At 58.8% G+C, this 22,524-nt stretch carries 16 protein-coding genes; 13 read left to right on the top strand and 3 right to left on the bottom strand.

Annotation, left to right across the window (positions count from 1 at the left end):
• The first annotated feature begins 229 nt into the window (after positions 1 to 229).
• Complete coding sequence (locus Q0650_RS11605) at positions 230 to 3,868, top strand: hypothetical protein (RefSeq protein ID WP_298819123.1); 3,639 nt, start codon at positions 230 to 232, stop codon at positions 3,866 to 3,868.
• Positions 3,869 to 3,944: 76 nt separating this feature from the next.
• Here Q0650_RS11605 and gap read toward each other — a convergent pair whose 3' ends face one another.
• Positions 3,945 to 4,970 (bottom strand): type I glyceraldehyde-3-phosphate dehydrogenase, encoded by a 1,026-nt coding sequence (gap, locus tag Q0650_RS11610; protein ID WP_298819125.1) that lies wholly within the window; start codon positions 4,968 to 4,970, stop codon positions 3,945 to 3,947.
• A 301-nt stretch (positions 4,971 to 5,271) separates the two neighbouring features.
• Here gap and Q0650_RS11615 point away from each other — a divergent pair, with 301 nt between their 5' ends.
• Complete coding sequence (locus tag Q0650_RS11615) at positions 5,272 to 5,880, top strand: CvpA family protein (protein ID WP_298819127.1); 609 nt, start codon at positions 5,272 to 5,274, stop codon at positions 5,878 to 5,880.
• 21 nt (positions 5,881 to 5,901) lie between these two features.
• On the opposite strand, the gene tgt is transcribed toward Q0650_RS11615, so the two are convergent.
• Positions 5,902 to 7,113, bottom strand: a complete 1,212-nt coding sequence (gene tgt / locus Q0650_RS11620) for a tRNA guanosine(34) transglycosylase Tgt (RefSeq protein WP_298819129.1) — start codon at positions 7,111 to 7,113, stop codon at positions 5,902 to 5,904.
• Positions 7,114 to 7,279: 166 nt separating this feature from the next.
• Between tgt and Q0650_RS11625 the strand changes: the two genes are divergently transcribed.
• The 11 genes from Q0650_RS11625 (at position 7,280) to Q0650_RS11675 (ending at position 20,980) form a co-directional block, all read left to right on the top strand.
• On the top strand, positions 7,280 to 8,761 hold the full coding sequence (locus tag Q0650_RS11625; RefSeq protein ID WP_298819131.1) for an FGGY family carbohydrate kinase: 1,482 nt from the start codon (positions 7,280 to 7,282) through the stop codon (positions 8,759 to 8,761).
• A 164-nt stretch (positions 8,762 to 8,925) separates the two neighbouring features.
• A complete protein-coding gene (locus tag Q0650_RS11630) occupies positions 8,926 to 10,986 on the top strand; it encodes a PQQ-binding-like beta-propeller repeat protein (RefSeq protein ID WP_298819133.1) in 2,061 nt (686 codons plus the stop codon).
• 25 nt (positions 10,987 to 11,011) lie between these two features.
• Positions 11,012 to 11,971 carry a PP2C family serine/threonine-protein phosphatase gene (locus Q0650_RS11635; RefSeq protein ID WP_298819135.1) on the top strand — a complete coding sequence of 320 codons (960 nt, stop codon included), beginning with the start codon at positions 11,012 to 11,014 and terminating at the stop codon, positions 11,969 to 11,971.
• Positions 11,968 to 13,224: a VWA domain-containing protein gene (locus Q0650_RS11640; RefSeq protein WP_298819137.1), complete on the top strand. Its 1,257-nt coding sequence runs from the start codon at positions 11,968 to 11,970 to the stop codon at positions 13,222 to 13,224. The genes Q0650_RS11635 and Q0650_RS11640 overlap by 4 nt, the downstream gene beginning before the upstream one ends.
• 17 nt (positions 13,225 to 13,241) lie before the next feature.
• Complete coding sequence (locus tag Q0650_RS11645) at positions 13,242 to 13,760, top strand: FHA domain-containing protein (protein ID WP_298819139.1); 519 nt, start codon at positions 13,242 to 13,244, stop codon at positions 13,758 to 13,760.
• A gap of 27 nt (positions 13,761 to 13,787) precedes the next feature.
• Positions 13,788 to 14,033: a hypothetical protein gene (locus Q0650_RS11650; protein ID WP_298819141.1), complete on the top strand. Its 246-nt coding sequence runs from the start codon at positions 13,788 to 13,790 to the stop codon at positions 14,031 to 14,033.
• Positions 14,030 to 14,977 carry a formimidoylglutamase gene (locus Q0650_RS11655; protein WP_298819143.1) on the top strand — a complete coding sequence of 316 codons (948 nt, stop codon included), beginning with the start codon at positions 14,030 to 14,032 and terminating at the stop codon, positions 14,975 to 14,977. The genes Q0650_RS11650 and Q0650_RS11655 overlap by 4 nt, the downstream gene beginning before the upstream one ends.
• 33 nt (positions 14,978 to 15,010) lie before the next feature.
• Entirely contained in the window at positions 15,011 to 16,183 is a 1,173-nt protein-coding gene (locus Q0650_RS11660) for an MFS transporter (protein WP_298819145.1), read from the top strand.
• Between the two features lie 42 nt (positions 16,184 to 16,225).
• Entirely contained in the window at positions 16,226 to 19,228 is a 3,003-nt protein-coding gene (locus Q0650_RS11665; protein WP_298819146.1) for a hypothetical protein, read from the top strand.
• A gap of 240 nt (positions 19,229 to 19,468) precedes the next feature.
• Complete coding sequence (locus Q0650_RS11670; RefSeq protein ID WP_298819147.1) at positions 19,469 to 20,755, top strand: citrate synthase; 1,287 nt, start codon at positions 19,469 to 19,471, stop codon at positions 20,753 to 20,755.
• 87 nt (positions 20,756 to 20,842) lie between these two features.
• The gene (locus Q0650_RS11675) at positions 20,843 to 20,980 is read left to right on the top strand and encodes a hypothetical protein (RefSeq protein WP_298819149.1); all 138 of its coding nucleotides are present in this window, start codon (positions 20,843 to 20,845) and stop codon (positions 20,978 to 20,980) included.
• Positions 20,981 to 20,984: 4 nt separating this feature from the next.
• Here Q0650_RS11675 and eno read toward each other — a convergent pair whose 3' ends face one another.
• On the bottom strand, positions 20,985 to 22,265 hold the full coding sequence (gene eno / locus Q0650_RS11680) for a phosphopyruvate hydratase (RefSeq protein WP_298819151.1): 1,281 nt from the start codon (positions 22,263 to 22,265) through the stop codon (positions 20,985 to 20,987).
• Between the last annotated feature and the right edge of the window lie 259 nt (positions 22,266 to 22,524).

Consider the following 22,524-nt stretch of genomic DNA (forward strand, 5'->3'; position numbering starts at 1 on the left):
AATGCTTCCAACCGGTGGGGAAGATCTACCTGAGCGGTGATGAACGGCGTCAAAATTTTGCAAAATTGTTACCAAATTCGCGCTCCAAAAATGGTACGATAAGCCTCGCAACTGACTGACGTTTGCTTCTCCACAGGCGATCTTGCGATCGGTGTATGGCATATGGTCGCTGACTCAGAGATGCGACTTCGGCAGATTCGCGTGGATCCGAAAGTGTTTGGAGCGTGGTATGGGAGTTGAGACTGTCATCATCTTCTGCTCACTGCCTCTCATCTTGATCGCAGGTGTGATAGGTTTTTTCATTGGCCTGAGCGTGGCGCGCCGAGCCGATCCGCGCTCGCAATTCGCCGATCTGGTGCAATTCTGGCGGCAAACCCAACAAATTGATCAAGCTACCGCCGATCGGCTGCTGAAATTGTTGTGGAGCCGTGAGATGCCCCGGGTGGCAGAATCGGTAGAACTTGATGAGTCACGCCAGGTACCATCTACCGATGTGGCAGATGGTATACCCGCGCCGGCTCAACCGGTGCCAGAACCGATGTCGATGCTCGCGACACGTTCGGCAAGCGATGCGCCATTATCTTCCCTGACAGTCGAACCGATAGCGCCGCCAGATCGCGCGCCATTGCCGGAGGGTGGGAACGTTCCGGTTACGCCAGTAGATGAAAAGCCGTTCGTGGCTGCGGCTGATTTACCGGAAGCGAGCCGTGCCGATCGGCTGTCGCCATTCGTTGCCGCGCTCCTCTCGCTGGGAATGCGGCGGATGTTGCTTGCTATTGGCACATTTCTGGTTGTCGTTTCGAGTCTGGTGCTCGTGATCTTCAACTGGAACAGCTTCGTTCCTGTGACGCAGGTCGGGATTATCGCGGCATTGACAGCCGGTCTGTGGGGGCTGGGGCGATGGCTGGAGCAGCGAGAGGATTTTGCCGCTGCTGGCCGCAACTTGAGCGCAGTGGCGGCATTACTGGTTCCCGTTGTCGCCTTCTCTTTTACTCGCCCTGGTTTGCTGAATCTTGATCCTCCGCTCGCTTTCCTGCTGGTCAGTGGATCAAGTGCGCTGCTGTACACGATTGGCGCCTGGCTTTCCAGACGGCTTTTCTACAGTTTGGCCGCAAGCGTGGCAGTATGCGCCACGATGATCAGCTCGTTCTGGCAATGGAATGTGGCCGCGCTCTGGCAGCCGGCCTGGTCGTTTAGTTTGTGGTTGTTGGCATCGATTGTTGCCCGGTGGCTGGCGCAGCGGAGTGCCGTTCCGCTCGCGCTGGGGCCGCGTATCTTGCAATGGGCTGGCCCGCCGGTGTCGTTGCTGGTAAGCCTGAGCTTCTTTCTAGCCGATCCAACTGTCATGACCGCGCCAGCCACGTTGACGGCGCTGGCGTTGGGGGCCGTGTTCTGGGGTGGTTTAGGGTGGTTTGACCGCCAACCAAACTGGTGGTGGGCTACTGCGCTCATCTTGCCCGTGGCCGCGCTGGTAGGATCGGTCTTACCCAATGTCGGCCCAAACTGGATCACGCAAGGCTTTGCCGCGCTCGCGCTGGGATATGTTGGATTGGCCGCTGCGACCGAACGGCGCTCGTCTGGCTATGCTCTGCCGCTGCTGGCTGTGGCGCCGGTGTTGGGGTTGGTGGTCATTGGCGCGACACTCGACCGCTCGGCGGTAATCCGGAACTATCCGCTGTTGATCGGGACGGCAGGCCTGGCGTTGACGTTGCTCGAACGTGGCCGACTGGTGGTGTTGCAGGCCCGTCGCGCGCTGGTCGGCACACTGTTGCTCGGTCTGGCAATCGTGCTGGTTGCCGGTTGGACGGCTATGGTCGGTGAGACGGTGAGTCAGCGCCTGTTCATTGCGCTGCTGGTCGGGGGCAGCGCGTTTCTGACGCAGGCTGTGCCGATGGTGGGGCGGATCGCGTATGCGCCGGCGACGTGTCGCTTCGTGGGGGCCGGGCTGGTTGCATTCACGGCGCTTGCACTTGTCCTGGTTGATGTCGATCTGCGCATCCTGGCGCTGGCGCTGGCAATGGCGCTCTACGGCTGGCAGGCTGCGCGCGCGCGTCATAGCTGGTGGGCGCTGAGCAGTTTGACGGCGGGCGTGTTGTTCGTGGCAGCCGGATTGAGCCGGCTGGGATGGCTGGCAACGTTGGAACACTATCTCCTGGCCGGGATGGGCCTGGCTGGTCTGCTCGGGATTGGCGGGAGTCTGCTCCGCCATGGGTCGCAACAGTATTGGATGAAACCGGCGCTGGGCTGGGCGGGCCTGTTGAGTGGCCTCAGTTCCCTGTTGTTGCTGGTCGCTTTCACGCAACCAGGGCTGATTGCAGTGAGTGCCGCTCTGCTTGGTAGCGCAGGCTGGGTCGTGATGAGCGCCATCTGGCGTCGCTGGTGGATGGGGTATCCGGCGGCGACTCTGCTGACTATAGGATGGATGCTGGCTGTCATCGGTAGATTTCTCGATTGGAGTGGTGGTCTCAGCGCGCTGGCAGTGCTGGCCGTTCCCCTCAGCGCCGGGTATGGTCTGTTTGCGCTGGCCCTGCGCCGCTGGCCAGATTACGACCGCCCCTATGCCCATTTTGCGCTGGGTATCGCGTTGCTGATACCGCTCCCGGCGTTGCTGGTTGTGCTGGAGCATTGGGCGCAACTCGCCGCGCCGGCTGCTCTGGTCAATCTCCCGCTGGCGACGATCGGATCGGCGGCCATTCTGGCTGCCGGCGCGGTAGCATACCGGCGCTGGCGGATTGCGAGTCTGAGCCTGATCCATCTGATGATTGCAGTTGGCGGACTGGCTTACTGGCTGGCGCCGCGTGATGGGTTGGTAGTTGGCTGGACGCTGCTCGCGGCAGCCAGTGCGACAATTATCGGCAGTGTGTTTGCGCAGCGTCGATGGATGGCGCCAGAGCTGCGCATGATCGGTCGTGACAGCTACGGGATTGGTGGCGTCGCTGGGCTGGTGGCGCTATCGTCGCTCTTCACCGGCGACCTGAGCAGTCTGATCTGGCCATTGCTGGTATGGGCACTGGTTACCGCGATCGTTACCGCTCACGAGCAGAGTGAATTCGGCGCTACGCTCAGTCTGCTGGCGCTCATCGGCAGTATGGCCGGAGGTTTGGCGTTGACCGTGTTGTCTGCGCCATGGCAGGCGGCCTGGTTAGCGCTGACGCTTCTGCTGCCGGTGATGGCCGGCTGGCTGGCGCAGCGCTGGCCGGCTGGCGCTTGCTGGTATCGACCAACCCTGTGGACACCGCTGGTGGTTGGGTTACTGGCGATCGCGATTGCCGCTGCCGATATGCGCGCGCTGGTGGTTGCTCTGGTTAACGCCGGTGTCGTTCTGGTCACAATCACTGTGCGTGAACGGCGCAGCGAGTATGGCTATCTGGCCGGAGCAGCATTTGTTGCTGCCAGTCTCGGTCAATTTACAGTCTGGGAAGTGGCTGAGATCCAGTTCTACGTCATTCCGGTTGGCGCTTACCTGCTGGTGCTGGCAAACGGCATTCGCCACTTCCAGCGCAACAATGGATTGGCGCGGCTGGTGGACACCGGTGCGGTGGTTTTGCTGTTGGGAGTGACGCTGATTCAGGCCGCCGGTTCAGCCAGTAACATCTTCTTCATCCTGCTGGTCGGCGGCGAGTCGCTACTGGTCGCCGTATATGGCGGTCTGCTGCGGTTGCGGGTGCCGTTTATCGGCGGAATTGCCGGTATTGTGGTCAGTGTGCTCTGGCTGGTTGCCAACGCAGCGCTGATGCTCAACCAATGGCTGCTACTGGGGAGCCTTGGTCTGCTAATGCTGGTGGCCTACGTCTTGCTCGAACGGCAACAAGCGGTTCTCCGGCGCCTTGGGCGCGACTGGGCACTGCGGTTGCAGCAATGGCGTTAAGCAACGGATAACAACGTGGTCGAGCGGCCCGATCTGGGCGGCTCGACCACATCAAAAGCATTGATAACAACAAAATCTACGCAAACCGATCGGCAACCAGCGCCGTCAGATCGGCGACGCGCACCGAATAGCCCCACTCATTGTCATACCAGGCGACAATCTTGAAGAAATCGTCACCCATGCTCATCGTCAACGGCAAATCGACGACACTACTGTAGGTTGTGCCAATGAAATCGGTGCTCACCAGCGGATCATGGCTGACGCCGAGGATACCCTCTAGCTCCTCGCTCTCGCTGGCCTCAATAAATGCCTGATTGATCTCTTCGACCGATGTCTTGTTGCTCAGCAAGACCGAGAAATCGACCATTGAGACGGTCGGCGTTGGCACGCGAACGGCATAACCATGGAATTTGCCCTTCAGCTCAGGAATCACCAGGGCCACCGCCTTGGCAGCGCCAGTGGTGGTGGGAACCATATTGATCGCTGCCGCGCGCGCCCGGCGCAGATCCTTATGGACATTATCTTGCAAATTCTGATCCATCGTATACGAGTGGATCGTCGTCATCAGACCACGCTCGATGCCGAAGCGATCGTTGAGTACCTTCGCCACCGGCGCAAGGCAGTTGGTCGTGCAGGAGGCGTTGGAGATGATATGATGCTTTTCGTGGTCGTACTTCGCGTCGTTAACGCCGAGGCAGATCGTAATATCTTCACCCTTCGCCGGCGCAGTGATGATCACCTTCTTTGCGCCTGCTACCAGGTGCGCTTTGGCCTTCTCAGCGTCGGTGAAACGCCCGGTCGACTCGATGACAATATCTACGCCCAGCTCTTTCCACGGCAACGCTGCCGGATCGCGCTCGGCCAGCGTTAGCAATTCATAGCGCACATCGTCCTGTTCAACCACAATCGCCTTATCAGTCACCGTTACTTCGCCATCAAATGCGCCATACGTCGAGTCGTAGCGCAGCAGATGGGCAAGGGTTTGAGCGTCAGTCAGGTCGTTAATTGCAACAATCTCAAACTCTTCAGGATAGTACTCCAGCATCGCCTTGAAGCTTTGGCGCCCGATCCGGCCGAAACCATTAATAGCGACGCGAACCATGCAAGCCTCCTTAGACACTCAAGCGATTGCGCTTCGGCTGAATGCAACCGCAAGCGGCAATAGTACGGCAGACAACTGTTGTCTGACGCGGTCATTATAGCATCTTTGCCTGCCGGTTCGGATACCGATCTCTGCCCGTCGAGTGAAGAAATGCCTACTTAACGCCTGCCGGGGAATGATAGGTCACAGACGCAATGCCGGGAAGCGGGTAAAGATTGTATCATAACAATAACCATTCCCCTGGCATTTCTGCTACAATGTGTAGTAATTTCGAGTTTTCACTCTCTTAAGGGGTGACAGTATGCTCATCGACATTGGCGCATTGGCAGTGATCGGGTTCTTCGGTTTCATCGGCTTGCGGCGCGGCGCCTGGCCGAGCGGGTTCATTCTGGCCGGCACATTGATCGGCACTGTGCTGGTCGATCTCTGGCAAAATGGGGTGATCGATCTCCTGGCATGGGTTGGGCTGGCGACGGGTTGGCCGCTCTTCCTGGCGCTGAGCGGTTTGCTGACGCTGGCGATTATCGTTGGTTATGGGATCGACGTTATCGCCGAGCTTGGAGTGGAAGACGCTGAAGAGTGGTCGCACCGCCTGGTCGGCACCGGGATCGGGCTTATCAACGCTGCGCTCACGCTCACCTATCTGGTGAAGTATGCGCAGATAGCCTGGTCAGAAGCGGCTGTTGCCTCACAATTAGCGGCCTCTACCGTCATACCGATGGTGATCGAGCTGTTGCCCTGGGGCATGCTGGCGATTACGCTGCTTGGCCTCTTGATTCTGACCCTCCGCTTGTTGCACAAGTTCCACAGTGAGCGCATGTTGTACCTTGAAATGCCGGCTTCGCCGCAAGAGGCTGATCGGCGCGTGTTAGATCACGTCACGCAGGCACTCGAACGGCGGCGACGGTAGTAGCGCAGGTAGTGTCGGGCTTTACCGGTGGATGGAACCCAGTGGCTTGCCTAACCATTCGGCGTAGAGTTCACCAAACCTCCCCGCAGCCAGCGCTGCCCGCACTTCGGCCATCAGATTGAGCAAGAAAGCAACGTTGTGCAGACTGACCAGTCTGATGCCGAACAATTCTTTCGAGCGGCACAGATGGTGTATATAGGCGCGCGAGAAGTGACGGCAGGTATAGCAGGTACATCCCTCTTGCAATGGCCCTGGGTCGTCGCGTAGCGCCGCATTGGTAACATTCAGTCGCCAGTTGCGTTCGCGATTGCGCACCAGCGCCGCGCCATGCCGGCCAAGTCGGGTTGGGCTGACGCAGTCAAACATATCGATACCGCGCGCTACCCCCTCTAACAGATCATCGACATCGCCGACACCGAGCAGATGGCGCGCCATGCCATCAGGCAGATAGGGGACAGTCATCTCAACCACCTCGTACATTTGCGCTTTGTTCGCTCCCAGTGACCCGCCGATACACAATCCATCAAGTTCCAGTTGACTGATGAATTCAGCGCTGGCCCGGCGCAAGTCAGGGAAAATACCGCCATGCACAATACCAAAGAGCAATTGATCGGGATTGGGCAGCGCATTCCGGTTGCGTTGTTGGTGCGCTGCCAGACAGCGTTCGGCCCAGCGGTGGGTGCGGGCCATACTCTGCGCCGTGTACTCGTAGCCGGCGCGAAATGGCGGTAGTTCGTCGAAACAGACAATCACGTCGGCGCCGAGATGGTGCTGCACTTCAATACTGCGCTCTGGCGTGAAGACGTGGCGCGAACCGTCAAGGTATGATTTGAAGATGACCGCTTCTTCGGTCACGGTGACCATATCGTTCAGGCGCGCCGGATGGGCGGGACGCCGACCTTTTACTTCATCGGCAATGCCGCCATAGACGAGCGAGAAGACCTGAAAGCCGCCACTATCGGTTAGAATGGGACCATCCCAGCTCATAAACCGGTGGAGGCCGCCGTGACGGGCGATCAGTTCGTGGCCCGGTTGCAGGTAGAGATGATAGGTATTGCCGAGAATGATCGATGCGCCGTGCTCGCGCAATTCGCGCGGACTGAGTGATTTGACGGTTGCGCGGGTGCCTACCGGCATAAAGACCGGCGTTTCAACGACGCCATGCGCTGTCTGTAAGCGACCGGCGCGGGCGCGGCTATGGGGATCGCGGGCAGTGATCGTAAAGTGACTCATACAATTCTATTTCAGCGCAAAGGCGCGCGAGCGTCCTCTCTTCGCATTTGTTACAGGATTGGTATTATACAACGATGTTCGATGCTGACCGTAATGTTTCCAGGCGGCGCTGACGACCGTGCTATAATGCCGGCTATTCGTTGCAGGCAGAGTATGAGGCATAACCGTGACCGGACGATACATTCTGGCAATCGATCAGGGCGGCAGTGGGAGTCGCGCTGTTATCTACGATGATGAGGGGCAAGTGCGAGGGTATGGCTATCGCGCGGTGGGGCGAGTGTCACCACAGCCGGGGTGGGTCGAGCAGCGGCCTGCGCTGGTGGCGCGGAGTGTTGCCATAGCTATCAATGAGGCTTTGGCAAAGGCCGGCGCGCGCGGGAGAGATCTGCTGGCGTGCGGCATCACCTCACAACGCGATACAGTCTTTGCCTGGCATGCCCGCACTGGGCGACCAATCGGCAATGCGATCACGTGGCAAGACCTGCGCGCGGCACCACTGGTGGCGGCTCTCGATGAGACGCCACTGGCTCCGCAGCGGCGGGAGCGGCTGGGTCAGTTCCCCGGCGCTTATGCCGGGGCGATGCATATGGCCTGGCGGATGCAACACGATGCCGCGTTTCGGCGCGCTGCCGAGCGGGGTGAATTGCGGGTGTCGCTGGCGGCAGGCTGGATTGTGCAGGCGTTGGGCCGGCCCGCCGAGCACGCGCTCGATCACTCGCTCTTGCAGGCGATGACCGTCTACGATCCGCGTCGGCGCGCGCTATGGGACGAATGGATCGATGCGTTGCGCATCCCGCGCGCTGCCTTGCCGGTGGCCCGCTCAACCATTCATCATTTCGGCGAATTGCATCTCGATGGCGCCGCAGTGCCGGTGCTGGCCATGATGACCGACCAGCAGGCGGCTCTCTTCGGCTACGATTGTCGGCTGCCCGGTCAGGCGGTAGCCACCCACGGCACTGCCTCATTTGTGAACGTGGTTGCCGGTTCAGTCGCACCGCCGCAGGGCATTTGCAAAACCTATCTGGCCTGGGAGCTTGACGGTATGCCAACCTATGCTATGGAAGCGGATATGACAACCACCGGCGCGGCGGCCAACTGGTTACGCGAGATCGGTCTGGTATCCCGGGTAGCCGACCTTGACCGACAGGCGCGGCAGGTGTCAAACAGTGGCGGGGTCGTGTTTGTGCCGGCGTTAAACGGGCTGGGTGTGCCGAGCGAAGATCGCAGCGCGCGGGGCGCCATCTTTGGCCTGGCGCTAGGTGTGAAGGTCGGACACATTGCGCGCGCCTTCTACGAATCGATCGGGTTTCAACTCTTCGACATCCTGGCGACCATGCGGTCAGAGGCCGGGTTAAGCATCACCGAGCTGCGGGTCGGTGGCGGGCTGGCTGCCAGCGATCTGGCCTGCCAGATCCAGGCCGATCTTAGCGGCGTCACGCTGGTGCGCGCGCGCGATACCGAAACAACGGCTCGCGGTGTAGCTCTGCTGGCCGGGATTGGGGCCGGGGTCTGGTCGTTAACGTCATTGCCTGAGTTGATCGACGACAATGCCGTTCGTTTCACGCCGGCAATTACTGATGAAGAGCGGGTTGTCAGGCATGCGCGGTGGCAGCAAGCAGTAGATCGCGCAAAAGGGTGGGTAAAGTAAAACGGTAGTACGATAACTATCAATAGTAATTTTACCCAATTTCCATGACTTTGTTTCCGATTTCGTTGCCTGCGCGGTTGCCGAAGCAGGCAACAGCTTCTATAATAGAGAAACAAATCATCGATGCTTATCGCTGGCAATCATTGGGTATGATGAGGTGACCCATGGGTTTGATCAAACGGGTTGGCACCAAAGCTGTAAATGCGCAACCATCCGAAACCGACGCTGCCGAAGAGGGCACCCGTCAGATCGGCCCATCCGCTCATACACCAGAAGAGGGCACTCGTCAGATGCAGGCCCGTCCGCTGGGGCAGGGCGAGGAGGGTACCCGGCAGATGGAGGCGCGGCCTGTCGCTCAGTCACGACCAGCCGCTCCGGCGATGCTTAGCCCTGGCACCATCTTGCAAGGGCGCTATCAGGTCGAGGGGCCTATCGGAATCGGTGGCATGAGCGTTGTCTATCGCGGTCGTGATCTGCGCTTCAAAGATGTCGTTCGCTACTGCGCGATTAAAGAGATGGCGCAGAGCGCACCCGACTCACAGACCCGGCTCCTCAATCTCAAGAACTTCCAACGGGAAGCGAGTTTGCTGGCTACGTTGCAACATCCGGCTATCCCCAAGGTGTACGACTTTTTCGAGGAGCATGGAAAAGTCTACCTTGTGCTCGAATTTATTCCCGGTAAAGACCTGGAAACAGTGCTGGAAGAGCAGGGCAAGCCGATTGATGAAGCGCGAGTGGCGCGGTGGGCAGTGCAGATTTGTGATGTGTTGAACTATCTGCATAATCACAAGCCGGAGCCGATTGTCTTCCGCGATATGAAGCCGTCAAACGTGATGGTCACCGGCGATGATCGGATTGTGCTGATCGACTTTGGTATTGCTCGTAACCTTAATCGCAGCGACCGTAAAGGCACGATGATCGGTACTGAAGGGTATTCACCACCCGAGCAGTACCGCGGTGTTGCCGAGCCGGTGGGTGATATTTATGCGCTTGGCGCAACGTTACATCATCTCTTGACCAATACCGACCCTCGCCTTGAAACTCCCTTTACCTTCCAGGAACGTCCCGTTCGCCAGATCAACCCCGCGGTGTCGCCCGAAATGGAAGCAGTGGTGGCGCGCGCGCTTGAGTACGATATGTCAGCGCGCTGGCAGAGCGCCGAAGAGTTTCGCCAGGCATTGCTGACAGTGCCGGCGCTGGCCGAGATGGTTGGCAGCAAGATCGCCAGCCCGGCGCCGGCGGTGGTCAAAGGCAAGAGCGCGCAAACAACCGAGCTGGTCTGGCGGTTTAAGTGTGAAGATGAGGTGCGCTCATCGCCGTTTGTGAGTGGTGGGTTGGTATTTGTCGGCTGTTACGATACCAATCTCTACGCAATTGACGCTGCGCGTGGCGAGTTTCGCTGGAAGTATGCGACCGAAGGCGGCATCAGTTCGTCGCCGACCGTCTGGCAGGATACGGTCTTCATCGGCTCGGAAGATGGCAAGCTCTACGCGCTCGATATGCGGCGCGGCAGTCTGCGCTGGAGTTTTCGCACCGATAAGCCGATCCGTTCGTCGCCACGAGTCGAGGACCGGGTGGTTGTTGTCGGCTCGGATGATCAGCACGTCTATGCCGTTGACGGTATGCGCGGTACGCTTATCTGGAAGTATCGCACGTGGAATCCCATTCGCTCATCGGCCTGCATTAACGGCACGTCGGTCTTTATCGGTGGTGATGACGGTAATGTCTACTGCCTTGACGCGCGCACCGGTTCGGTCAAGTGGAAGCAACGCACGCAGCAGCCGGTGCGCTCGACGCCGGCATATAGCGAGGGGCTGGTTTTCGTCGGTTCGCTCGATCAGAATCTGTATGCCCTCGACGCCGAGGGTGGCTGGCCGGCCTGGCGTTTTCGCACCGGTCACTATATCAACTCATCGCCGTGCGTCGTCGGCACTCGCGTCTTTGTTGGTGGCGTCGATGGCAACATGTACGCTCTCGATACCAAAAACGGACGCCTGGTATGGAAGTATGAAGCAGGCAGCCAGATTACCTCGTCGCCGCGCGTCGAAGGTGGACGACTCTATTTCGGCGCAGTCGATCAGGCAGTCTACTGTCTCGATGCCGGCAGTGGTCAGTTGATCTGGAAGTATCTGACGGAAGGCCCTGTTGTGTCATCGCCGATGATCGTGAATGGCATTGTCTATATCGGCTCGATGGATCATCATCTCTATGCGCTGAAAGCGTAGGGGATACTGGCAAGGGGAAGCTGCTGTGACGCCAGACGAAACTGCTCCCGCTACTGATGAAACACCTACAGAACCGATGAGCCTGGCTGATATTGAAGCGGCGCGGCGGCAACAGGCACAACTGACGTCGCCCGAAGAGGATGGCACTCGCCAGATCGGTCAAGATTATCAGCCGGCTCTGACATTACGCCGCTCGGCGCAAGGCTTCGCTGCCGCTGCGCTGCGTGACATAGGACGAGTGCGCGAGTCGAATCAAGATTGCGCTCTGGCGATGATTATGACTCTGCCGCGCGAAGGGAGCGATGTGCCGGTTGGTTTGTTTATCGTGGCTGACGGTATGGGTGGTCATCATGGCGGCGAAGTGGCCAGCCGGCTGGCAGTGCAGACGGTATTGACCAGTGTGCTCGAACGACTCGTGTTGCCGTTGATCGAAGATGGCCTGAATGACGCTTTGCAACCGCTCATGATCGAAGCGGTGCAAGAGGCAAATGCCGCCATCTGGCGCGAATCGCAGGCGCTCGGTTCAGATATGGGCACTACATGCACGGCGGCGTTAGTGATCGGTCACGGTCTGTATGTGGCTCACGTCGGTGACTCGCGCTGCTACGTCTACGAGCCGGGTGGGTTGCGTCAGCTTACCACCGATCATTCAACTGTCGGACGCCTGATTGCGCTCGGTCAGCTCGATCCCGATGAAGCGCGCGATCATCCGCTGCGCAACCAGCTCTACCGCACTGTTGGTCAACAGCCGCAGATCGCCGTTGATTTCGTCTACCATCAACTAAATAACTGTTCCCATATCGTTCTGTGCAGCGATGGCCTCTGGAGCCTGGTTGACGAGCGGGCGATCGAACAGGCGCTTCAGCACAGTCCCTGGCCGCAAGATGTCTGCCGTGAGCTGATTGCATTGGCCAATCTTGCCGGCGGTGACGACAATATCTCGGCGGTCGTGGTGTCGCTACCGCTTGATGAGGGTCAGCGATGAGCAATGTTAACCTGCGCATTACCGCCAGTCGTAGCATACTTCCGGCTACCTCTGAGCCGCAGGTGCTCTATGCCCTGGTCGAGCTGACAGCGCAGAGTAGCGCTGCGAAAATGCCCCGGTTGCCGCTCAATCTTTGCCTGGTCATCGATCGCAGTTCGTCAATGCGGGGAGAGCGCTTGCAACAGGTCAAGCAGGCGGCAATGCAGATCCTCGACCTGCTCGGCGATAACGAGAGCTTTGCCCTGGTGACGTTCAACGACCGGGCCGAAGTGGTTGTGCCGGCGCAACTGGCGCGGGCGCGGGCAGAAATTAAACGTCAGATCGGCGCGATTGATGCCGCCGGCGGCACCGAGATGGCAACCGGCCTCGCGTTAGGGCTGCAAGAGCTGCAACGGGCAATGATGCCACGCGCGGTTCATCGCCTGTTATTACTGACCGATGGCCGCACCTATGGCGATGAAAGTCGTTGTGTCGAAATTGCCCGGCGCGCGCAGTCGCGTGGGATCGGCATTACTGCGCTTGGGATCGGCAGCGAGTGGAACGAAGATCTGTTAGAGACGATTGCCGCCCGAGAGAATAGTCGTACCCATTACATTACCTCTGCTGCCGAGATTACAAAGATCTTTACCGCCGAAGTTGAGCGCATGCACAGTATCTTTGCTCAGGATGTGCAGGCGCGGCTGGCGCTGCAACCTCAATCACTGGTGCGGTCGCTCGATCGCGTGCGCCCCTTTATCGGGCCGTTGCCGGTGATCGAAGAATCTGATTTTGTCTGGACAGCGGCTCTCGGTGATTGGCCGGAGCAGGATGTCCAGGCTTTGCTACTGGAAATAGTTGTGCCACCGTTGCCGCAGGGACGACACACTATAATGCGTTTGAGCATCCGCTACCGCACTCCCGGCAGTGATAGCGTCATCCAAAGCCAGGAGCAAACGCTGTCGGTGGTCTTGCGCGATCCCGATGAGGTTGGTGACGATGTGGATCCAACCGTCAAGCACTGGCTGGAACGGTTAGTGGCTTACCGGTTGCAGGCCAGCGCATGGCAAGCGGCGGAAGAAGGGAAGCTCGAAGAGGCGACACGGCGCTTGCAGATGGCCGGCACACGTCTGTTTGAGGCAGGCCAGGTCGAGCTGGCTCGCGCGGTGCAAGAAGAAGCCACTCGCTTGCTTCGTTCCGGACAGGCCAGCGCTGAGGGGCGCAAGCGAATTAAGTATGGCACTCGCGGTCTGATCGGGCGCGAAGAGCAATCATAAGCCGGAGCGCGTAATCTATGATCATTTGCAGTCATTGTCAGGCGCAGCAACTGGAAGGGACAATCTTTTGCACGGTTTGCGGGGCGAGTTTGCTCAGCGCCAGGTCGCAGCGCCAGACGACTGCCTCGCTGAATCGGGCTGCCGAAGTTGCCCAGCAGATTGAAGATGAAGTGACAATCTTACCGGCGCCAACGCATGAGGTCGCCGGTCCGGCGCTTGCGCTTGTCGTGATCAGTTCTGGTCGTCGAATCGAATTGCCGGTTGCGCCTGAATTGATTATCGGTCGCAAAGACCAGCAGCGTAATTTCTTTCCCGATGTTGATTTCAGCCTCGATGGTGGCTACGATGCAGGTGTCTCCCGTCGCCATGCCCGGATCATCTGCGAGAATGGTAGCTATGCAATCGAAGATCTTGGGAGCTCGAATGGGACGTTTCTCAACCGCCAGCGTGTGCCTCCCAGCCAACCGATGCCGTTGCGCCATGGCGACGAGGTGCAGTTTGGAATGTTGTTGGTGCGGTTTGAGTTGAAATTGTGATAGCAACGTGCTTGCGGAGGCTTCTCTATGCCGAAAACGATCATCCTTCACCTCACCGGCGAGGATCCGTTGCTGGCCGATATCGATCAGGAACCACAGCCCGGCGATCTCTTTATTAAAGTTACCAATATGCGCAAACGTGATGGCAAGCCGGTGCCATATCTGGCTGCCGGTGTGCAGGCGGTGATCTTCCCCTGGCATCGCATCACCTTTATCGAGTTGATGCCGAGCGAGGAGGAACGCAGCCAGGTCATCGATTTCTTCCGCCAGTGAGCACTCTGTTACGGCAAGTCATTCCCCCGGCCCACGATCTGTTTTATCGGCGTGGTGATCCTAACGATCGTCGCCTGGGTGAAGTAGTTGTTCCCGGTGTAGCCGGCTACGATGCGGCGACAGTTGTTATTCTCGGTTGTCCGCAGGATATTGGCGTGCAACGCAACCGGGGCCGGCCCGGCGCCGCTCACGGGCCGGCAGCGATTCGACGTTGCCTCTATCGGCTTGGGGTAGCCGAAATCTCCGACCTGTCGATCTGCGATCTCGGAGATACGCCGGTCAATGGTGACCTGGAAACAATCCATGCCCTTCACCGCGAAATAGCGGCCCAAATCATTGCAGATGGCAAACTTCTGATCAGTCTCGGCGGCGGCAACGACATCAGCTATCCCGATATGGCGGCGCTGGCACTGGTGGCGCCGCCAACACTGGCAATTAATGTCGATGCCCATTACGACGCGCGGGCCGATCAGCCGGCCAATAGCGGCACGCCTTACCGGCAGTTGATCGAAACCGGCTTGATCGATCCGCGCCGCTTTTGGGTCTTTGGCGCGCAACCTCATGCCAACTCGCCAATCTATACCGATTACCTGCGCGAGCGAGGGGCAACGATCGTTGAACTGTCGGCAGCTCGTCAACACGGCGTGGTCGCGATGATGCAAGCAATGCTGGCGGCCAGTGACGCAGTCAGTATCGGGTGGGGATTCGATCTTGATGTGGTACAATCATCTGAAGCGCCTGGAGTCAGCGCGCCCAACCCGCTCGGCATGCGCGGTGATGAGCTGGTGGCGCTATCGATGCTGGCCGGCGCCGAGCCGCGCACTCGTCTGATCGAGATAAGTGAACTCAATCCGACATACGATATTGATGATCGCACTGCTCGCCTGGCCGCCGTTGTGATCTGGTATGCGCTGATGATGGTTGCCCAGCAGCGCTCAGATTGATAGACTATCGGAACCTGGAATTTAAGGTCAACGATGCAGACACTCTCGAACTCCTCGCACCGACGCGCGGTACAATTCATTTTATTGATGGGTTTTGTGAGCCTGCTGGCCGATATGGTGTATGAAGGAGGCCGGAGCCTGAGCGGTCAATATCTGGCCTTGCTAGGGGCGAGCGGCGCAGTGGTCGGTATTACCGCCGGGATCGGCGAACTTATCGGCTACGGCTTGCGGTTGGTGTTTGGCTATCTGAGCGATCGCACTCGTCGTTACTGGCTGTTCACCATTCTCGGCTATACGCTGACCATTATCGCCGTGCCGCTGCTGGCGCTAGCGCAGGCCTGGCCGCTGGCGGTAGGTTTGCTCATGGTGGAACGGTTGAGCAAGGCGCTGCGCAGTCCGGCCAAAGACACATTGATCTCGTATGCTGCCGAGCGAGTCGGTTCCGGCAAGGGTTTTGGCTGGCACGAAGCGCTCGATCAAGTTGGCGCGTTCGCGGCGCCACTGGCACTGGCGGCAATACTGGCTACAGGTGGTAGTTTTCAATTTGCTTTCGGTATCCTGCTTGTGCCTGGCCTGCTCTGTCTGGCGGTGCTGCTGGCGGCGCGAATTCTGTTCCCCCAACCATCGGATCTGGCCGGAACGTCGCCGATAGTTGTGACGACCGGTTTCAGCTCATCATTTTGGCGCTATATCATTGGCGTGGGCCTGTTTGCCGCCGCGAGCGTTGATTTCGCCCTGGCTGCCTACCATTTTCAACGCGCGCAGTTGATGCCCACTGCGGCAATTCCGGCGCTCTACGGGTTGGCCATGGTTGTTGATGCCATTGCTGCGTTGGGATTTGGGATGCTGTACGACCGGATCGGTTTCCAAACCTTGCTCGGTGTCGCAGCACTGGCGACATTCAGTACCCCTTTGCTCTTCAGCAGTAGCCTGATCGCTGCCGTGATCGGTGTCGCGCTCTGGGGCGTAGCGCTGGGTGCGCAAGAGTCGGTTATGCGCGCAGCAGTTGTGCAACTGGCTCCGGCTGACCGGCGCGGCGCGGCCTATGGCGTGTTTAATGCCGGTTTCGGTCTGAGCTGGTTTGTCGGTAGCGCCATGCTGGGCTGGCTGTACGATGTGTCACTGCCGGCGCTAATTGGCGTTTCGATCTGTCTGTATCTGGGCGCTGCCGTGATGTTGTGGAGTTTTGCCCGCCGGCGGGCATAGTGCGCGCATCTATGGCGCATCGGCGCTGATGCCGGCAAAGTTATGAATCGCTTGTGGTACGAACTTGCGCTGACCCTGTTGGTCGCTTCGACGCTTGCGCTCTGGAACGGGTGGGGGCTGGCGCGGTTGTTGCTGCCGGCAGCTTTGCAGCCCTGGAGAGCGGTGCTGGCGCCGTTGCTGGGCTATGCGCTGACCATTCTGGTCGGCTATTGGATCGCGCGTTTTGTCGGTGGGTTGGGTCTGGCGCTGATGTTGCTCTTACCGCTCAGTGGCTGGCTCAACTGGCTGGCATGGCGACGGTACGGAATGCCCAATCTGGCAGCGGCGTTGAATCAGCACTGTCCGGCGCTGTTAGCGGTCTTGATCGCGCTGGCGATAGGGGTTGCTCCGCTCTATAGCTACGGCTACGCGGCGCCAATCGGCGCTGGATGGGACGTAGAAAATTACTGGCCTACAGCGCGTTATCTGACACGTGGCCCGGTGAGCGCGATTGCGACTGCACCCGATAACCCGCTGCGCGATATTAATGCCGATCCGCCGCGTATCGGTCTGACGCTCGGATTCAGCATCTGGCAGGGGAGCGTTGATCTCCTCAGTTTCAGTTATAGCGAACCGCTGGTCAGTTTTGTGCCACTGCTGGCATGGCTGCGCGCGCTGGGGGTGGCAGGCATCTATGTGCTCTTGCAGTCGGTGTTTGAGTTGCGGCGTCTCTGGGCGGGGTTTGGCGCATTGCTGGCGGCGCTGAACGGTTTGTTGCTCTGGGTCAGCTATTTCAATTTCGGCATGCAACTGGCAGCCTGGCCGCTCATCCCGCTGGCGTTGATCCTCGGTCTGGCCGCAGTGCAGACATTGCCTGACAGCTCATCTGTCGCTCGTCGTCATAGCTGGTTTGCGCTGCTTATCGCCGCTATCGGGTTGGCTGCCATTCCGGTGGCCTACTATCCGGCGCTTGGCCCGATTGGATTGATGGCCGTCGGTATCGGTATTGCCACCCTTTGGTCGGCGCGGAATCGCTGGTCACTGGTCGGTCGGGCCGGCATACTGATCGCGCTCACCCTGGCGTTCGCCGCTCCCACCATTCCCGACTATTTTGCCGGTTTCAATTACCGTTACAGTCTGCCGATGACGACGCTTGGCCTGTTTCGTTTCGCACCCCTGAGCGATATTGTCGGCCTGAGTCGCTTTCGCCTCCGGGAAGGGCCAGAACCGCTATCGCTCCCGTTGCTGCTGGCTGCGCTGGCGCTGGCGTTGACGGCTGGCTATGGTCTCATAGCCGGACGCCAACGCGGACGCTGGATCGGTATGCTTGTCGGCGCAAGCGGTTTTCTGCTCTATCTGCGATTTGGCGCCGAATATCACTACGGCTATCTGAAGGCGGCGGCGTATCTGGGCTGGATTGTCACTGCGCTGGCGGCGAGCGGGTTGCAGGCGATCCACGATCATCTTGCCGGTCATCCGTCATTGTTACGACGACTTGTGACTGGTAGCGTTGGTGTTATCATCGGCGGCGCCATCGCGTTCACCGGTGGGCGGGTGGTAGCCGATCACTGGCGCACCCCTGGACTGTTTGTCGGCGAGTTGCCGGCTTTGCGCGAATTGCGTCAGGTCGTGCCCGCAGGTAGCACTGTCTTGCTCACCGGTGATTCGCGCGTTCAGGGGATGACCAGCACGCTGGCCGCGTATCTGCTCGATCACGCCATCGTTTGGGGTGATGTGCGCACCGGCTATACTTCATCGGTGGCCGGTGAACCTGATGCAATTGCCGGGTACGCACTCTTGCATCGCGATGAAGACCCCACCCTGTGGGGCTATGCCGAACCATCGATCTGGAGTGGCGGTTCTTACCGTCTCTACCGGCGACCAGGTGATGTGATCGCTCATCTCAAGGCGCAGCAGTTATTGGTTGAAGGTCAATCCATCACCGTATCGATCACCGCCGACCGTCTGTCAACCGTTGCGCTACTCCTCCCGTCAGAGCGAGTAACGCGCTGGATTCGGTTGCAAACCGTATCACTCACTCCCGCTGAAATTGTGATTGACGGTCAGCGGTATGCCGTGCCAGCCGGGTTGGGCGCAATCGTGGTCGGGCCGGTTGAGACGCCACATACGTTGACCATTCAAAGCGGCGCGATCCCCATTCGGCTGCAATCGCTAAGCCTGTTTTCTGCTGTGCCAACTGAGGCAGATACGGCGAATCAGAGCGTGGTAGTGAACGCAGCGAGCGCTGTTGCAGGGTCACAGATCATCGCTACTATTGATATGTTTAATCCAGATAGTGGGCCACTGGTAGTGGCGTTGGAACTCTGGGAACAGCGACAAGGTTATCTGCTGGCGCGCTATGGGTTGCGTTTGTTCCCGGCAGCGGTACCGCAACAAGTGATTGTCGCGATTGATTTCAACAACAGATCTGCCACCGCCCGGGATGCTGACGGAACCTTCTTGCCGCTCGGTGTCTGGCAGGCCGAACCACAACCCGGCATATATACGGCTCGATTGTGGATCGGTACCGATCTGCGCGCCCTGCTCGCCCCGGTTGATCTCTTTGCGCTGGCTATCGACCGGGCCGGCCAGGTGACACTCGATTGGACAGCGCAACATTCGTTGCTGGCGGCGCGGATTGATCGGCCACTGCAACCCCTGGCGGCGCAGTTTGGCGATGATATGCTCTTGCGCGGGTACGATCTCGGCGTCGATCAGATCGTTGCCGGTGACACGCTGGCGATCACGCTCTGGTGGCAGGCGCTGCGCGATCAGCTTGATGAGCGCAGCATTATGCTTCATCTGCGCAATGAACGCGATGAACGGATCGCAGATGCCGATGGGCCGCCGGCTGCCGGTGGTCGTCCGACGAGTCTGTGGCAGGCGGGAGAACTGATTATCGATGATCGACGGCTAACGATCCCTGCCGGGCTGCCATCTGGTCGTTACTGGTTGGTCGTGGGCAGTTATCGCTGGCCCTCACTTGAATTAGTGCCACTCCACGGCGCTACCGAACTCTTCTGGCGGATTCCGCTGGAAGTAAAAGCTGCGGCGACCGAACAATAATAACGCGACGATTCGGCTGCGTTTGCGTGGTTATTCGTGATACTGTTGCCCAACAACTGAGATCGTCTTCCATGGTGTCGCGCGCATTTATCCTGTGCAATTTGTAACGACTTTTGGTACAATACCAGCGAACAAAAATCCTCATACCACGCCAACCCTGCTTCTGGTATGCCGGCGTTTTACAGTAGCGCGAATGTATCGATGGCGATGCAAGCGTAGTACACACGAAAGAGTACGGCTATGACAAAGAACACTCTGACAGTCACCGACAATCGCACCGGCAAGACCTACGAAATTCCGATCGAGAATGGAACGATTCGAGCGACCGATCTGCGCCAGATCAAGGTTTCGGACGATGATTTTGGGTTGATGTCCTACGATCCGGCCTATCTCAACACCGCATCGTGCAAGAGTAGCATCACTTACATTGATGGCGATCGCGGCATTCTTGAGTATCGTGGCTACCCGATTGAGCAACTGGCCGAGCAAAGTTCGTATCTGGAAGTGGCCTATCTGTTGCTGTACGGTGAACTGCCCTCAAGAGAGCGATTGGCGTGGTGGGAATACCGCATCAGCCGACACCTCTTCCTGCACAATAGCCTGGTCGAGCTGATCCAGGCCTTCCGCTACGATGCGCACCCGATGGGGATTCTGATCAGCTCGGTGGCGGCGATGTCCACGCTCTACCCCGAAGCGAAGAATATTCACGACCCGACTGTGCGTGAAAAGCAGATCTGGCGTATCATCGGCCAGATTCCGACGATTGCCGCCTTCGCCTACCGGCATCGAATTGGGCGTCCGTTTAATTTGCCCGACAGCTCTCTCAGTTATACCGCCAACCTGCTGTACATGATGGATTACATGAACCAGCGCGAGTATGAGGTCAACCCTGTGCTGGCCAAAGCGCTGGACGTGCTCTTCATCCTGCATGCTGACCACGAACAGAACTGTTCAACGTCGGTGATGCGCAGCGTCGGTTCAAGTCACGCCGATCCGTACAATGCGCTGGCGGCGGCGGCGGCGGCGTTGTACGGGCCGTTACACGGTGGCGCCAACGAAGCAGTGCTGCGAATGTTGCAGCAGATCGGTCATCCCAAGAATGTGCCGGCGTTTATCGAGCGGGTGAAGAAGGGTGAAACCCGTCTGATGGGCTTTGGCCATCGTGTCTACAAGAATTACGACCCGCGAGCCAAGATTATCCGCAAGATCGCGCACGAAGTCTTCGCGGCGACGGCGGCCAACCCACTGCTCGATGTGGCGATGGAATTGGAGCGAGTAGCGCTGGAAGACGACTATTTCGTTTCGCGCAAGCTCTACCCGAACGTCGATTTCTATAGCGGTCTGATCTATCAGGCGTTGCGCTTCCCGATCGAGTACTTCCCCTTCCTGTTCGCCATTCCGCGCGCGTCGGGCTGGCTGGCGCAGTGGCTGGAGATGCTCGAAGATCCAGAGCAGAAGATTACCCGTCCGCGCCAGGTGTATATCGGTCCCCAGCGGCGGGACTATGTGCCGCTCGATCAGCGGTAGTTGCCACGCCAGCTACGTAACAAGGTGATTGATCCTATCTCCAGGCCCCGCTGCGCATCAACGCTCAGGGGCCTGGGGGTGTTTTTGGTGAAGCGTGAAGTGAACTGGCTGGAGATAGCGGCTTGCCCTGAAGTCGGCGGAAACCAGAAAGGTCATCGGCCAGCGCAAAGTGCGCTGGCCGGAAGCGATCGGTACTACTGGTCAAACCCGGCGGGCACGATGTGAGCGGTTACACCTTAAACGCGCTACGTCCGGCGTAGCGAGCGGCGCTCCCCAACTCCTCTTCGATGCGCAGGAGCTGATTGTATTTGGCGATCCGGTCGGTGCGGGCAGGAGCGCCGGTCTTGATCTGACCGGCATTCGTTGCCACGACCAGATCGGCGATTGTGACATCTTCGCTCTCGCCAGAGCGGTGCGACACCACTGCCGTCCAGCCACTGCGTTGGGCCAACTGGATCGCGCTCAGAGTCTCGGTCAACGAGCCGATCTGGTTAAGCTTGATCAGGATCGAGTTGGCGGCACGATGATCGATTGCGCGCTGCAAGCGTTGCACATTGGTCACGAGGAAGTCATCACCGACCAGTTGCACCTTATCACCCAGCTTCGCGCGCAGCAACGTCCAGCCCTCCCAGTCATCCTCAGCTAGACCGTCTTCGAGCGAGATAATCGGATAGCGGTTAACAAGTTCGACCCAGTAATCGACCATCTCGGCGCTGGTCAGCGAGCGACCTTCACGTTTGAGATGGTACTTACCGTCTTCATAAATCTCGGTGGTGGCCGGATCGAGCGCGATAAAGATCTGTTCGCCGGGGCGATAGCCGGCCTTTTCAATCGCCTCCATGATCAATTGCAGCGGCGCATCGTTGGTAGGCAAGCTAGGCGCAAAGCCACCTTCATCGCCGACCGTTGTGCTAAAGCCGCGGTCATGGATTACCTTCTTGAGAGCGTGATAAATCTCGGCGCCCCAGCGCAGACCTTCGCGGAAACTTTCTGCGCCGACCGGCATAATCATAAACTCCTGAAAGTCGGTGCTATTAGTGGCGTGCTGACCACCGTTCATAATGTTCATCATCGGCACCGGCAGCACGTGGGCATACACGCCACCGAGGTAGCGGTAGAGGGGCAGACCGAACGCGGCGGCGGCGGCCTTTGCCGCTGCAAGCGATACGCCCAGAATCGCATTTGCGCCCAATTTGCTCTTGTTAGGAGTGCCATCGAGCGCAATCAGTTCGTTGTCGAGGGCAATCTGGTCGGCGGCATCAAAACCGATCAGCGCCTCGGCAATATCCTCGTTCACCGCCTGCACTGCCTTCAGCACACCTTTACCGTTGTAGCGCGACTTATCGCCATCGCGCAGCTCAAGCGCTTCGTGGGCGCCGGTAGAGGCGCCGCTTGGCACGATCGCCCGTCCTACATCACCGCTCTCCAGCCGAACATCGACTTCAATCGTTGGGTTACCGCGCGAGTCGAGTACTTCGCGGGCAATAATCGCCTCGATAAGAGTTGACATAGTTCCTCCGGGAAACAAAGCCCGAAACCACCGGTCTGGCATATACTGCCAGACGCAGCTCAGTATAGCACGGATACAACGCGCAGATGATGATGGATTATCAGTGTCAGGGTGTCAGCCTGCGTGTCCACAAAGCCGGCTATCGGCTATGGCTCCGACCGCAGAGGACGCAGCGGGATTATCGCCTATCGGCTATCGGCTATCGGCTATCGGCTATCGGCTATCGGCTATCGGCTATCGGCTATCGGCTATCGGCTAT

Source organism: uncultured Chloroflexus sp. (assembly GCF_937129525.1).
In the GTDB taxonomy this organism is placed as follows: Bacteria; Chloroflexota; Chloroflexia; order Chloroflexales; family Chloroflexaceae; genus Chloroflexus.